This window comes from Corynebacterium sp. HMSC036D02, from assembly GCF_001836165.1.
Taxonomy (GTDB): domain Bacteria; phylum Actinomycetota; class Actinomycetes; order Mycobacteriales; family Mycobacteriaceae; genus Corynebacterium.
This window is the reverse complement of record NZ_KV827649.1, coordinates 62,475-75,634: the sequence shown is the minus strand read 5'-3', so window position 1 is coordinate 75,634 and position 13,160 is coordinate 62,475. Positions and strand designations below refer to the sequence as shown.

Genomic DNA, 13,160 nt, shown 5'->3' with positions numbered 1-13,160 from the left:
TGCGCGTGGGTGAAACTGGGAAAGATCTTTGATGAACGCGCTGGTGGCGGATTCAACGTGCGCTGCGCCTTCGTGATACATGCGTTATAAACACGTGGACAAGATTCCTCTCATTCTCAGGAGAACCACGTGAACTTCCGTCGCTTTGGCCAGCTACTGGCCGCCACTACCGTTACCGCCGTTGCACTCTCCGGCACACCTGCTTTCGCTGCTGAGGCTGACCAGGTGACCATTTCCGTTACTAATTTCACCGACTTCCACGGCCACCTTGAACCTGCGAACGACCGTGCGGGCAATCCTGATGAGCTCGGTGCTGCACGTATGGCAGCCCTTATCAAGCACGTCAACCAGGACCAGGAATACGCGTTGACCTCCTCCGGCGACAACGTCGGTGGTTCTCCGTTCGTGTCTGCCATCACCGGTGACAAGTACACCACCCAGGCCTTGAACGCCATGGATCTGGCTGCAACCGCCGTTGGTAACCACGAGTTCGATAAGGGCACCGAAGACCTTACCGGGCGCATCATGAAAGAATCTGATTTCCCAATTCTTGGCGCCAACGTGATGAAGGACGGGAAGCGCCTGCTCGAGGCTTCCGCAGTCCGTGAGATCAACGGTGTGAAGGTCGGCTTCGTCGGTACCGTCACCGAGAACACTAAGTACAAGGTGTCCGCTGCGTCCATCCCGGGTGTCGAGTTCACCGATCCAGTACAGGCCACTAACGAGGAGGCCACCCGTCTGAAGGAATCCGGCGAGGCCGACGTTGTTGTCGCCTTGTTCCACGAGGATGCACAGGGCTTTGCCAAGGACTTCAACAAGGACGTTGACATCCTCTTTGGCGGAGATACCCACCAGAAGACTGTGGGCGAGGTTGAGCGTGAAGGTGCGCTCCCGCTGCAGTGGGCACAGGGCCACGAGTACGGAAAGCTTCTGAATGACGCCGACATTACCTGGGACAAAGCAGAGAAGAAGGTCACCAAGATTGAGCTGAAGCAGTACACAGCTGCCGACGCCGCAGAGCTTGCCGACGACCCAGAGGTTGCCGAGATCGTTGCTCAGGCCAAGGCCGAGTCTGACGAGGAAGGCAACAAGGTTGCCGCCACCATCGAGCAAGCCATGTACCGTGGTTCCGATGAGGGCGGCGAGCCAGGCTCCAACCGTGGTGTGGAATCCACCCTCAACAATTACATTGCGGATGGCCAGCGCTACGCACTGTCCCAGCAGATTGGCAAGGACATTGACCTTGGCATTATGAACGCCGGCGGCGTCCGCGCAGACCTCAAGGCAGGGGAGGTTACCTACAAGGACATCTTCGCGGTCCAGCCTTTCGGCAACCAAGTTATCACAGGCACCGTTTCCGGTCAGGAGTTTATCAACGCCCTAGAGAACCAGTGGCAGCCAGGCAGCGAGCGCGCTCGACTGGCTATGGGCCTGTCCAACAACGTCACCGTGGTTTATGACCAGAAGGCAGAGCAGGGCAACCGCGTCAAGGCAGTGACCATCAACGGCGAACCGCTCGATCCGAAGAAGGACTACACCATTGCGATGTCCTCTTTCCTCGCTCCGAGCGAGACCGAGAAGGGCGGCGATGGCTACTTCAACGCCGGTGCGCTGAAGGACCGCAATGACGTCGGCTACATGGACACCCAGGCGATGATTGACTACGCCAAGTCCGACAAGGCTGAGGTGCGCACCGGCCAAGGCCAGATCGGTGTCCACATCGAAGGTGATGTGAAGCCGGGTAACGAAATCGCTATTGACCTGTCCTCTCTGAACTACTCCAATGCGGAGGAGCCGCAGGCTAAGAAGGTCAGCGTTGCTCTTGGTGATGCAAAGGCAGAGGCCGAAATCGACAACGCCGCGCAGGAAGGGGACAAGGGCTTCGGTGAGCGTGGCCGCGCAACCGTCAAGCTCACCATCCCGGAGGGGCTGAAGGGTGAGCAGAACCTCGTCATTACCACCGATGCGGGTACTGAGGCTGTTCTTCCGCTGTCCCTTGATGGCCAGGATGGCTCGCAGGATGGTGGCTCCGCTAAGGACGCCGGCTCCTCCATAGGCTTGGGAGTAGGCATCGCTGCCGCAATCGCTGCTGCCATCGCGGCAGTTATCGGTGCAATTAATATGCCGGTTGCTGCACTCCCAGCGCCGGTACAGCAGATGATTGAGCAGCTGCGCAAGCAGTTCAACATCTAGTCACTTCTAATGCACAGGCCCGCACTACGGTGCGGGCTTTAGCTTTTTCACCCGGAAGGTAGGGTAGTAGGTTGTGGATACACTGAGGCTTTTTGGACGCGAGGCAGTTTACCAGCTCGGCATTGAGCCTCACCGAATCCCCCTGGTGATGCTCGCTACGCTGGGTATCTATCTGGCCTTCATGGTCTTGGTCAAGCTTTTCGGCAGCCGTGTTCTGACATCCATCACTGCCTCTGACGCCGTCATCATCATTATGTTCGGTGCGGTCTCTGGCCGCGTCATCGTGGGAAACCCACCGACGCTCGCTGCGGGCGTCATCGGCCTTTTCACCCTGATGCTTTTGGAAGCTGCATTCGGTACCTTCCGGCAATTAGTGACGTGGTCACGGTTTATCGACCGTAGGCCTGTCTTGCTGGTCTATAAGGGGCAGTTGCAGGAAGACAACATGAGCTTCGCCCACATCACTGAAAGGGACATTAATTCCGCCGTGCGCAAGGCTGGCCTGGGTCGGCGCAGCGACGTCCAGTTGATGATCTTGGAGCCAACCGGCCAGATCTCCGTCATCCGTCGAGGCCAGCTCGTTGATGCCTCCGTGTTCAAGGATGTCCTTGGCGCCGAGCGCATCGAGGAAGTAGATGAACAGGACTAAGAACTGTCTTCCAGGTTGCAAGAGTAGCCGCGCTTAGAAGCCGCGTCGTGTTTGGATGTTGAATCCGCTGTTAGGAAAAACGAAAAATCTCCCCCTGCGCGGATTGCGCAAGGGGAGAGAGCGGCGCTTGTGGCTTACTTGATGCCAGCGAGCTTATCGCCGAGACGCAGAGCGTCATCCATGGCGCCGATGATGGAGGTGAAAACCTTGATCCACTCGCGGATCTCCTTCGGCGTAACGTTGCCTTCATCGTCGGAGGAGAGAGCGAAGAAAGCCTTGGAGGAACCCTCATCCTCAGTCGGAGCTGCGGAAGCAACTGCGGTACCGGAGAAAGCGATGGTTGCAGCGGTAGCAGCAGCAACGATGGACTTACGGGAGAAGAACTTCATAGTGTGTCCTAATCTGTCTCGAAGGTGAACGAAAAGTCTGACTTATGTGGTCTGACTTACTTAGCGAAGTTCTTGTTGTAGAAAGCAAAGACGGTGCCCAGGGCGCCGATGATGGCGGTGAAGACAGCGATCCAGTCACGGATCACCTTCGGGTCCATGTCGGAGAGCGAGGAGCCCTCGGAAACGCTGGAGGACTCTTCGTCCTTCTTCTTATTGCCGTCGGTGTTCTGATCCTTGTTCTTACCGTTCGCGGAGTCGTCGGTGTTCGGTGTGGCTGCGACCGGGGTACCCTCTGCAGGGGTCTCAGCAGTAGCAACGGTCACGCCGGACAGGGAAACGGTAGCGGCGGTAGCGGCGGCAACAAGTGCCTTACGGGAGAAGAGCTTCATTCTCGTTCCTTAGGTATCTCGGGAATTTCAAAGACCTCACAAATGCTACTGAGACGCTGTGTGTTTTGCAAGGGTTCTGTCATTTGGATGGCCAGTCTGGAGGACTGCTGACCGTCGCATGTGAGCTGGGTTTATCCCGATGTGACGCCTGTGACTAAGCATGGTTTGGCAAACGAACAGCTCAAGGCTAAGAAATTCTTAGTACGCGATGGATAGTGTGGGATGGGAAAGGAAAAGCCCCGCTCACTGAACGTGAGCGAGGCTGATCACCGTAAAGGGGGTAAAACTTAGCTTTCGATGGTGGCCTTAGTAATGCGAACCTCTTCAGCAGGTTCACCATCGGATTGCCCATCCTTGACGCCCTTAGCGGCAATGGCGTCGATGGTCTTCTGGCCCTTCTCCGTCAGGTTGCCAAAGTAGGTGTAGGCAGGCGGAAGCTCCGAGTCCTTGTAGTTGATGAAGAACTGGGAACCATTGGTGTCCTCGCCGGCGTTAGCCATGGCGATGGAACCCTTCGGGTACAGAGCCGGCTGGGCCATTGCGGCGTCGTCAGCCTCATCGGTGGGGTACTCGTTGGCAAACTGGAATCCCGGTCCACCCGAACCCTTGCCGGACGGATCACCGCACTGCAGGACGAAGATGCCGCCATCAGTCATGCGGTGGCACACGGTGTCGTCGTAGTACTTCGCCGAAATCATGTCCGTAATCGCGTTGACGGTGCACGGAGCCAGGGAGCGATCAAGAGTCATTTCAATATCGCCTTGCTTGGTGGCGAAGTTGACGGTCACCTCACCCTTGGCAGGAATGTCCTTGCCCTCCGGAGTGGGGACCTCACGGGAAGCGTCGCCGGACTCGGGGTATTCACAGGTGACGGTCTCACCAAGGGGCTTAGCGCGCTTGCCGCTCAAAGCCTCGGCAGTGGGGGCTTCGGTGGTGGTTTTCCCAGCGGAGGTCTCTTCTGCCTGGATTTCTTCTTCTGATGAGCGCGTGGACAGGAACCAGATACCGCCAACGAGGGCGATAATGACCACGGCCGCCATGAGAACAACGCCTAGCGGTCGGCTCTTTTGTTTGCGGTCACGGGACTTCAGCTCGCGATCGAGCTGATTAAGCGCATCATCCAAGCGCTGGCTGTTAGTAGACACCTATGTTTCCTTCACTGTGGTGGTTCACAAACTTTCGACCCACTCATCCTAACCGCACCGTTATTCACCGTGGCGAGCCGCCCCGCGGGTCAGTACGCTTGGGTGTCATGGCTACAACGAATTTTCAGAATGAACCCGTCCAAACCAACGCAGAGCTTCCCAAGGTTGGTGACGCCCTGCCGGACTTCGCCCTCGTGGGAACCGACTTGGCAGAGCTGACCAACGCTGACTTTGCAGGCAAGCGCTTGGTGGTGTCCTGCTTCCCATCCGTAGACACTGGTGTGTGCGCGGCACAGCTGCGCAAGTTCAACGAAGAGGCAGCTGGTCTAGAGAACACCGTTGTCCTGTCCGTTTCCCGCGACCTGCCTTTCGCGCAGGAGCGTTTCTGCGCTGCAGAGGGCATCGAAAACGTCGTCAGCGCTTCTGATTTCCGCTCCGATTTCGCCGACAAGCTCGGTCTCGTCCTGGAAGGCTCCCCGCTCAAGGGCCTGTTCGCCCGCGCGGTTATCGTCACGGACGAGGACCACAAGGTGACATACACCGAGCTGGTTCCGGAGGTCACAACTGAGCCGGACTACGACGCAGCTTTGACAGCACTCAAGTAATGAGCGCTCCCGAAATCTACGGTTTCGCCGCTGGGCCCTATAAAACCAACACTTATGTGGTTGCTAACGGTTCCCGGGCGTTCATCGTGGACCCAGGGATGCACACGCGCGAGAAGCTCGAGCAGCTCGCGCGTGAGAAGTCCCTGGAGTTTGAAGCCGTCGTGCTCACCCACGGTCACATCGATCACACACGTGATGCCGCCGAGTTTGACCTACCGGTTTACATCCACCCGGATGACGCGTTCATGCTGGTGGATGGCTCCGGAGTATCTCCCGAGTCGCAGATGCTCTTTGCTGCCGCCTCCATGAAGCAGGTAGCGGACCGCCGCGACTTGATCGGCGGAGAAACGTTGAGTCTAGTTGGCCTTGAATTCGATCTGCTCCATGCACCGGGGCATTCGCCGGGATGCGTCATCCTCGTGGCTGAGGGGATTGGCCTGACCGGCGACGTGCTGTTTAAGGGCTCCATCGGGCGCACTGACTTGCCGCACTCTGACCACGCCGCGATGCAGCGTTCACTGCGCGGTCCGGTGTGGGGACTTGATGACTCCCTTGCTATCTTGCCGGGCCACGGTCCAACGACGACCATGCGCCGCGAACGCGCGACTAATCCGTTTCTCCGTGCGGCGGGGGATGTACTCTAAAGGGCGTGAGTGATAAGAAGCAGTTCAAAGCCCTGTCCGCGCCCAAGGGTGTGCCGGACTACGTTCCGCCGCAATCGGCCATCTTTGCCAAGGTCCGTGAAACCTTCGTGCATCAGGCACATCTGTCCGGCTTCCAACACATCGAGCTCCCCGTCTTTGAGGACACCTCACTGTTCGCCCGCGGCGTGGGGGAGTCCACGGACGTCGTGTCGAAGGAGATGTACACCTTCGCCGATCGCGGCGACCGTTCCGTGACTCTGCGCCCCGAAGGCACCGCGGGTGTCATGCGCGCAGTTATCGAGCACAACCTCGACCGCGGCCAGCTTCCAGTGAAGCTCAACTATTTCGGCCCTTTCTTCCGCTACGAGCGCCCGCAGGCGGGCCGCTACCGCCAGCTGCAGCAGGTCGGCGTCGAGGCCATTGGTGTCGATGATCCGGCGCTGGACGCGGAAATCATCGCGCTGGCGGATCGCTCCTACCGCAGCTTGGGGCTTAGCCAGTTCCGCCTCGAGCTGACCAGCTTGGGTGACCACGACTGCCGCCCGGCCTACCGTGAGAAGCTGCAGGAGTTCCTGTTCAAGCTGGATCTAGATGAGGAGACCAAGGCCCGCGCGGAGCTTAATCCCCTGCGCGTGCTCGATGACAAGCGCCCAGAGGTCCAAGAGCAGCTTGTCGACGCCCCCCTGATGCTCGACCACCTCAATGCCGAGTGCCGCGAGCACTTTGAAACGGTCACCGGCCTGCTCGATGACATGAGCGTGCCGTACACCATCAACCCGCGCATGGTCCGCGGTCTTGACTACTACACGAAGACCTGTTTCGAGTTCGTCCACGATGGCCTTGGCGCGCAGTCCGGCATCGGTGGTGGCGGCCGCTACGACGGCCTCATGGCCCAGCTTGGTGGACAGGAACTGTCCGGCATCGGCTACGGCCTTGGTGTGGACCGCACTATTCTGGCCCTCGAGGCAGAGGGCGTCGAGCTTGAGGGCGTCGACGAGCGTGTAGCTGTTTATGGTGTGGCCTTGGGTGCTGCGGCAAAGCAGAAAATGGTCAGCATCATTAATGACCTGCGCAAGGCCGGCATTTCTGCCGATATGTCCTTCGGTGACCGCGGCCTTAAGGGAGCGATGAAGGGCGCTGACCGCGCCAACGCCCGCTTCGCGCTCGTCCTCGGTGACCAAGAGCTAGAGGCTGGCTCCGTGGCGCTCAAGGACCTGCGCGCGCACGAGCAGCAAGACGTCCCCGTTGGGGACATCGTCAACCAGCTCCGTCAGCTGGTTTAGCACTCCACCTGGGAGACGGTGAAGCCCATCGTCTTCGCTAGGCCGCCGAGCGAGGTCTCCTTGTACTTGGAGAGCATGTCGCGTCCGGTTTCGGCCATGGTGCGCACCGCGTTGTCGAGGGTGACGTGGTGCGTTCCCTCACCCATGCGGGCCAGGCGAGCGGCATTGATGGATTTGACGGCGCCGATGGCGTTGCGCTCGATACAGGGGATCTGCACGAGCCCGCCGACAGGGTCGCAGGTCAGGCCGAGGTTATGCTCAAGCGCGATCTCGGCGGCGTTTTCCACCTGTTCTGGGGTTGCACCGAGCAGCTCCGCCATGCCGGCCGCCGCCATGGAGGAGGCGGAGCCTACCTCACCCTGGCAGCCCACCTCAGCGCCGGAGATGGAGGCATTGGACTTGATAATGATGCCCACGGCACCCGCAGTGAGCAGGTAGCGGCGAGCATCGGCGCGCGTAAAGTCCGCCATGAAGTCGCGGGCATAATGGAGTACCGCCGGTATGATGCCACAGGCGCCATTCGTCGGCGCAGTAATGACGCGGCCGCCGGCGGCGTTCTGCTCGTTGACGGCGAGCGCGTAGAGGTTTACCCATTCCATCGCGGAAAAGCCACAGGACTCGTCGTCTTGCTTGGCCAACAACTGCTGGTACATCTGCGGCGCGCGGCGGTTGACGCGGAGACCACCAGGCAAGATTCCCTTGGTGGAAATTCCTTCGGTCACGCATTCGCGCATGATGTCCCACACAAGGTCGAGGTGCTGGTAGACGTAGTCGAGCCCACCTTCTTCGCGGTGCAGGACTGCCTCATTGGCGGCGACGATTTCCCAAATGGCCATGTCGTTGGCCGCGCACAGGTGAAGCAGGTGCTCACCAGATTGGAATTCATAAGGAACGGTGTCCTCGGCGGTAGCCGCAGCGACACCGGCCGGAACGCCAGTGTCGGTTTCGAGCTGGGCGTTGTACTCCTCGCGGGACAGAATGAAGCCGCCGCCGACGGAGAAGTATTCCGCGTTCTCGGCGAGGATGGAGCCATCTTCGTCCCAAGCGGTGAAAATGAGGCAGTTCGGGTGCTCTGGCACCGGCTCGTTGTTGAACTCGATGATGTACTGCACATCGCCTGCAGGGCCTGAGATGGAGCCCTCGCTAGGGATGAAGGCATCAGCGCGCGGCTCGGCGTCGAGCGGTACTGACAGCGGGTCCCAACCAGCAAGGCCCAAAATTACGGCGCGATCCGTAGCGTGGCCGCGGCCGGTAGCAGAGAGCGAGCCGCGCAGCACGACGTGGACCTTTGCAGGGTGTTCATCCAGTGTCTCGAGGAAAGCCTTGGCGGCCCGCATGGGGCCGACGGTATGAGAGGAGGAAGGGCCGATGCCGATGGAGAAGATATCGGTCACGCTAATTGTCATGTGGGGTCAAACCTCCTTAGAAGCGTTAAATAAGTTACGCCTTACGATAGTACCGAGAGCCCTCCATACCTGCTTAGTCCGGTTGGCCGTCGTGGCGGGACAGGAGTGCGCGGAAACTGGCAGGATCCGAATCCAGTATGGCTTCGGAACTGTCCTGCGGCGTTTCCTGCGTTTCGCTGAGGGGGCCGGTAAGCCCAGCGACGCGGTCGAGCGGGCGCACCATGAGGTCCGCTAATTCCCCAGCGGCGCGCTCGATGCGCCTTTCATTACGCGCGCCTTCCGCGGTGCCATAGTCCTCCGTGGCTTGGAAGACACCGGTAGGGACCACCGTGGCGTGCAGGTAATTGAGTAGAGGCCGCAGGGCATAGTCCAGGACCAGTGCGTGCCGGCTGGAGCCGCCTGTGGCCGCGATGAGGGTAGGAAGCCCCTCCAGGGAATGCGGCTCTAAGGTATCGAAGAACATCTTGAACAGGCCCGAGTAGCTTCCTTGGAAGACTGGACTGACGGCGATGAGACCGTCGGCATTCAGTACGGCGGACTGTGCCGCGTTCAGACGAGGCGTAGGCGAGACCCAGTTGGTCATGGCTTCGGCCAGCTCACCCGCGAGCTCGCGTAGCTCCACGACGGTGATATCCACGCCCTCACCCCGGGCAGTGACGTGAGTGGTGGTGGCGGATGAAAGGGCGTCGCCAAGCGCGCGCGTCGACGACGGCGAGGACAGCCCAGCCGTAACAAGCACGAGTGAGCGCATTTATTTCTCCTCTCCAGGGCTGACCAGTGCGTGTGGGGCATAGGAGCCGAGCGTGGCGTGCGTTGGCGGGTCAGAAGGTACATGATCTGGGCGGCGTTCCTCAAAGCGGCGGCGCAGTTCCGGCACTACCTGGGTGCCGAGGATTTCGATCTGCTCAAGCACCACCTCTTGCGGCAGTCCGGCGTGATCGATGAGGAAAAGCTGGCGCTGATAGTCACCGACCCAATCAGCAAACTGCAGCGTGCGCTCTACCACTTGCTCTACGGTGCCTACCGTCAACGGGGTCTGAGCCGTGAATTCTTCTAGGGAAGGGCCGTGGCCGTAGACCGGAGCGTTGTCGAAGTAGGGGCGGAAGAAGTCCTTCGCTTCCTGCTCGGTAGACCCGATGAAAACATGTCCGCCGAGGCCCACGATGGCCTGATCGGCACGGCCGTGCCCATAGGATTCATAGCGGTTGCGGTAGAGGTTCACCATCTTCGCGGTGTGTTCTTTGTTCCAAAAGATGTTGTTGTGGAAGAAGCCATCGCCATAGTAGGCGGCCTGTTCGGCAATCTGTGGGGAGCGGATGGAGCCGTGCCAGACAAAGGGTGGGACGCCATCGAGAGGTGCGGGCGTGGAAGTAAAACCCTGCAGCGGGGTGCGGAACTTTCCTTGCCAGGACACGACGGGTTCGCGCCAGAGGCGGCGCAGTAGGTGGTAGTTCTCAACGGTGAGGGGAATGCCCTCACGGATGTCCTTGCCAAACCACGGGTAAACCGGGCCGGTGTTGCCGCGGCCTAGCATGAGGTCGACGCGCCCATCTGCCAGGTGCTGGAGGAAGGCGTAGTCCTCCGCGAGGCGGACGGGGTCGTTGGTAGTGATCAGCGTGGTGGCAGTAGAGAGTTGAAGGTTCTTTGTCTGTGCCGCGATATAGGCCAGGTGAGTGGTGGGTGCCGATGGGACGAAAGGTGGGTTGTGGTGCTCGCCGGTGGCGAAAACGTCGAGACCTACCTCCTCCGCCTTGAGCGCGATCTCCGTTATCGCGCGGATGCGCTCGGCCTCGGTGGGGGTGCGGCCGGTGGTGGGGTCTTGCGTGACGTCACCGATGCTGAATACTCCAAATTGCATGCCAATCTCCTTTCTGTGACGTGTCAACAATAATGTACCAGGAGATTATTCCCATTCGAGGGCGTCGACCAATACTGCGAGATCCCCCGGTGTCGCGATACCCAGCGGACGCTGCGAAGGCTTTCCGTGCTCGGTGAGGAGAACTGCGCTGGCATGGACGCCATCTGCGGTGGGCTCCGTGAGAGCGTCGATGACCTCTTGCGCGCTGGCTGTGCGAGGCAGAAATTCGGCGCGGTCCTTCTTCTCGGCGAATTCCAAAACGGCGCTAATCGACGCCGCGTTGACCACGCCATCGTCTCCCAAATCGGCCGCAATCCACCGCGCGATGACGTTGGTCGTGAGCAGCGCCTGGTATGCCCCCGACTCATAGATAGGTATCTGAGAATAGCCGGTCTGGTTAATGAGCCGCAAGGCCTCCATGATTGGGGTATCTGGGGCAAGGATCGTCACGTCACGGTCAGAAAGAAGGGACTGCGCCGTAGGCGGATCCGTGAGCAGGCGTCGCAGGTTTTCCAGCTGCGTGATGACCTGTGGGTGCGGGGTGGCGATGGGTGCGCCGTCGAAGTAGCGGCCATGGGCAATGGCATTGCGTAGGTTGCCAAAGTCTTTCAGTTGTTCTGCTTGGCGCTTGCCCAATAGATGCTTGTCGTGTGCGCGATCAACAATCCACCAGAAAGAATCTGAATTCTTCGCCCCAATAGCCTGGCGGAGAAATTGCTCAATGTCGTTGAAGGCGGAAAAGAATCTAGCCAGGGAGTTATCGCTCATGGGCACCCAGTGTACGGATCTGGCGGTGCGTGCTGTGCCCAGTCGCTAAAGCACAATCGCCGCGAGGTCCCCGGCTGATGGGGGCACTCGCGGCGATAGAGCACTATTGTGCTGTGCGCGTGATGCGCTGAAGTCTTAGAAGGCGACGCGCAGGATGGAAACCGTCACGGCTGCGATGGCAGCTGCTGCGGGGAGGGTGATGACCCACGCGAGGGCGATAGGCTTCATCAGCTTCCAGTTGGCGGCGCGGTTTACGATGCCGACACCAAGGACAGCACCGATGAGGATGTGGGTCGATGAGACCGGGAGGCCCAGGAGGGAGGCTGCCATGACGACGGCCGCGGCGGCCAGCTCAGCGGCGAAACCGGAGGAAGGGTGCATCTGAGTCAGGCCCGAACCGACCGTCTGGATAACGAAGCGTCCAATGAACCAGAGGCCAGAAATCAGGGCGATACCCATGGCCACCATGACTGGGAGGGGGACAGTGACTTCATTGGAAATCTGGTTCGTCTGCAGGACGTCGAAGACGGCGGCGAAGGGGCCAATCGCGTTAGCGATATCGTTCGAGCCATGTGAGAACGCGAAGGCCGAAGCAGTGAAGACCTGCATCCAAGAGAAGAGAAGGAAGGTCGATCGTGACAGGGACTTCTTCTTCAGGGAGCGGGCGAAGATGAACACTGCCATCCAAACCACGGCGCCAATCATGCCCATGACCAGGAAGGTCTCCAGGGTGGAGAAGTCAACGCCGGTGTTCTTCAGACCCTTGAAGAGCATCATCGCGGAGATAATGATGGCGCCCAAAGCGGCTAGCAGCGGGACCCAGTTCTCCAGTGCGCGATGCGCGTTGATGTCCTCGAGATCCTTGTTGAGGTTGTGCAAATCCCGGTAGTAGTCGGACTCGAGGGCCTCTGGGTCGTAATCATCTTCCGCGGTGAGGGCGGCATCACGGGCCATGGCGTTGGTGTAGGAAATCTGCTGTAGTTCGTTCATGCGCTCGAAGCGGGTCTTGTGCTCCTTGCGCAGCGCGGCGCGGCGAACCTTGATCTCGCGCAGGCGCTCGTCTGCGGTGTCGTTGTACACCAAGATGGACGTCTTGATCCACTTGAAGAGCAGGAAGGCGGCAACACCACCAAGAACTGGGGAAAGGACCCAGGAGAAAGCGATGGTGCCAATGCCGCCCCACTGCACCATATCCATGCCGCCCTTGCCGGTGATGAAGCCGACGGTCAGTGCGGCGCCGACGATACCGCCGACGATGGAGTGGGTCGTGGAAACTGGCCAGCCCATGCGGGTGGCGACGAGCAGCCAGATGGCAGCGCCAAGCAACGAGGCCATCATGATGTAGACGAACTCCATGGGGTCGAGCCCGTCAATCGCTTCCAGGTCCACGATGCCGGAGCGGACGGTATCGGTCACCTCGCCGCCTGCGAGGATGGCACCGGATACCTCGAAGACTGCTGCGACCGCGAGGGCCTGCTTCATCGACAAGGTTCCTGCACCCACGGAGGTACCGAAGGAGTTGGCGACGTCATTGCCGCCAATGTTGAAGGCCATGAATACGGCGAAGATGATCGCTGTAACCAGGACTACGCGATTAGCCCCCTCAGCAACTTCGCCGTTGCTCCAAATGATGAAGAAGATCAGCGTGACAGCGGTGATGGCGCCGAAGAACAAGTGCCAGATCCAGTCCTTGTTCTTGCCATTCATCGATTCGAGGTCAGGCATCGTCGGCGTGGCGGTGCTCAAAACGTCGTTCCTTTCATGAAGAGAACGTTGCGTGATGAGGAAGCGCGGGCTGCCGCGGGCAGGGCGGATGCGCCGTGAAAGCAGG

13 protein-coding genes are annotated in these 13,160 nt (G+C 59.8%); 5 read left to right on the top strand and 8 right to left on the bottom strand.

The window, feature by feature from the left end; all coding sequences use genetic code 11:
- Positions 1 to 129: 129 nt before the first annotated feature.
- Both HMPREF2743_RS01685 and HMPREF2743_RS01680 read left to right on the top strand, forming a co-directional pair.
- Positions 130 to 2,193, top strand: a complete 2,064-nt coding sequence (locus HMPREF2743_RS01685) for a bifunctional metallophosphatase/5'-nucleotidase (RefSeq protein ID WP_070818074.1) — start codon at positions 130 to 132, stop codon at positions 2,191 to 2,193.
- A gap of 73 nt (positions 2,194 to 2,266) precedes the next feature.
- Positions 2,267 to 2,842: a DUF421 domain-containing protein gene (locus tag HMPREF2743_RS01680; RefSeq protein WP_210383634.1), complete on the top strand. Its 576-nt coding sequence runs from the start codon at positions 2,267 to 2,269 to the stop codon at positions 2,840 to 2,842.
- Between the two features lie 134 nt (positions 2,843 to 2,976).
- Here HMPREF2743_RS01680 and HMPREF2743_RS01675 read toward each other — a convergent pair whose 3' ends face one another.
- From HMPREF2743_RS01675 to HMPREF2743_RS01665, 3 genes are all read right to left on the bottom strand, one after another.
- Positions 2,977 to 3,231, bottom strand: coding sequence for a hypothetical protein (locus HMPREF2743_RS01675; protein WP_070527378.1), 255 nt, complete (start codon positions 3,229 to 3,231; stop codon positions 2,977 to 2,979).
- A gap of 56 nt (positions 3,232 to 3,287) precedes the next feature.
- A complete protein-coding gene (locus HMPREF2743_RS01670; RefSeq protein ID WP_070744767.1) occupies positions 3,288 to 3,620 on the bottom strand; it encodes a hypothetical protein in 333 nt (110 codons plus the stop codon).
- A 287-nt stretch (positions 3,621 to 3,907) separates the two neighbouring features.
- Positions 3,908 to 4,765, bottom strand: coding sequence for a peptidylprolyl isomerase (locus tag HMPREF2743_RS01665; RefSeq protein WP_070818073.1), 858 nt, complete (start codon positions 4,763 to 4,765; stop codon positions 3,908 to 3,910).
- A 107-nt stretch (positions 4,766 to 4,872) separates the two neighbouring features.
- Between HMPREF2743_RS01665 and tpx the strand changes: the two genes are divergently transcribed.
- From tpx to hisS, 3 genes are read left to right on the top strand one after another with little or no spacing between them, the layout of a single operon-like run.
- A complete protein-coding gene (gene tpx, locus HMPREF2743_RS01660) occupies positions 4,873 to 5,370 on the top strand; it encodes a thiol peroxidase (RefSeq protein ID WP_070818072.1) in 498 nt (165 codons plus the stop codon).
- Positions 5,370 to 6,014, top strand: a complete 645-nt coding sequence (locus HMPREF2743_RS01655; RefSeq protein WP_070527391.1) for an MBL fold metallo-hydrolase — start codon at positions 5,370 to 5,372, stop codon at positions 6,012 to 6,014. The genes tpx and HMPREF2743_RS01655 overlap by 1 nt, the downstream gene beginning before the upstream one ends.
- A gap of 5 nt (positions 6,015 to 6,019) precedes the next feature.
- Complete coding sequence (gene hisS, locus HMPREF2743_RS01650) at positions 6,020 to 7,297, top strand: histidine--tRNA ligase (protein WP_070527395.1); 1,278 nt, start codon at positions 6,020 to 6,022, stop codon at positions 7,295 to 7,297.
- Here the strand turns inward: hisS and HMPREF2743_RS01645 are convergent.
- From HMPREF2743_RS01645 to HMPREF2743_RS01625, 5 genes are all read right to left on the bottom strand, one after another.
- Positions 7,294 to 8,703: an L-serine ammonia-lyase gene (locus HMPREF2743_RS01645; RefSeq protein WP_070527398.1), complete on the bottom strand. Its 1,410-nt coding sequence runs from the start codon at positions 8,701 to 8,703 to the stop codon at positions 7,294 to 7,296. The two genes, hisS and HMPREF2743_RS01645, sit on opposite strands and share 4 nt — an antisense overlap.
- A 73-nt stretch (positions 8,704 to 8,776) precedes the next feature.
- Positions 8,777 to 9,454 (bottom strand): FMN reductase, encoded by a 678-nt coding sequence (locus HMPREF2743_RS01640; RefSeq protein WP_070527401.1) that lies wholly within the window; start codon positions 9,452 to 9,454, stop codon positions 8,777 to 8,779.
- Complete coding sequence (locus HMPREF2743_RS01635; protein WP_070818071.1) at positions 9,455 to 10,561, bottom strand: LLM class flavin-dependent oxidoreductase; 1,107 nt, start codon at positions 10,559 to 10,561, stop codon at positions 9,455 to 9,457. It lies immediately after the preceding gene.
- Positions 10,562 to 10,606: 45 nt separating this feature from the next.
- Complete coding sequence (locus HMPREF2743_RS01630; RefSeq protein WP_070744760.1) at positions 10,607 to 11,329, bottom strand: CBS domain-containing protein; 723 nt, start codon at positions 11,327 to 11,329, stop codon at positions 10,607 to 10,609.
- A 135-nt stretch (positions 11,330 to 11,464) separates the two neighbouring features.
- On the bottom strand, positions 11,465 to 13,075 hold the full coding sequence (locus HMPREF2743_RS01625; protein WP_070527410.1) for an inorganic phosphate transporter: 1,611 nt from the start codon (positions 13,073 to 13,075) through the stop codon (positions 11,465 to 11,467).
- Positions 13,076 to 13,160: the final 85 nt, after the last annotated feature.

What these genes read in the sequence shown, in the direction of transcription:
- HMPREF2743_RS01675 (WP_070527378.1), bottom strand. Translation starts at nt 3,231, where the DNA reads ATGAAGTTCTTCTCCCGTAAGTCCATCGTTGCTGCTGCTACCGCTGCA.
- HMPREF2743_RS01670 (WP_070744767.1), bottom strand. Translation starts at nt 3,620, where the DNA reads ATGAAGCTCTTCTCCCGTAAGGCACTTGTTGCCGCCGCTACCGCCGCT.
- tpx (WP_070818072.1), top strand. Translation starts at nt 4,873, where the DNA reads ATGGCTACAACGAATTTTCAGAATGAACCCGTCCAAACCAACGCAGAG.
- HMPREF2743_RS01655 (WP_070527391.1), top strand. Translation starts at nt 5,370, where the DNA reads ATGAGCGCTCCCGAAATCTACGGTTTCGCCGCTGGGCCCTATAAAACC.
- HMPREF2743_RS01645 (WP_070527398.1), bottom strand. Translation starts at nt 8,703, where the DNA reads ATGACAATTAGCGTGACCGATATCTTCTCCATCGGCATCGGCCCTTCC.
- HMPREF2743_RS01640 (WP_070527401.1), bottom strand. Translation starts at nt 9,454, where the DNA reads ATGCGCTCACTCGTGCTTGTTACGGCTGGGCTGTCCTCGCCGTCGTCG.
- HMPREF2743_RS01635 (WP_070818071.1), bottom strand. Translation starts at nt 10,561, where the DNA reads ATGCAATTTGGAGTATTCAGCATCGGTGACGTCACGCAAGACCCCACC.
- HMPREF2743_RS01630 (WP_070744760.1), bottom strand. Translation starts at nt 11,329, where the DNA reads ATGAGCGATAACTCCCTGGCTAGATTCTTTTCCGCCTTCAACGACATT.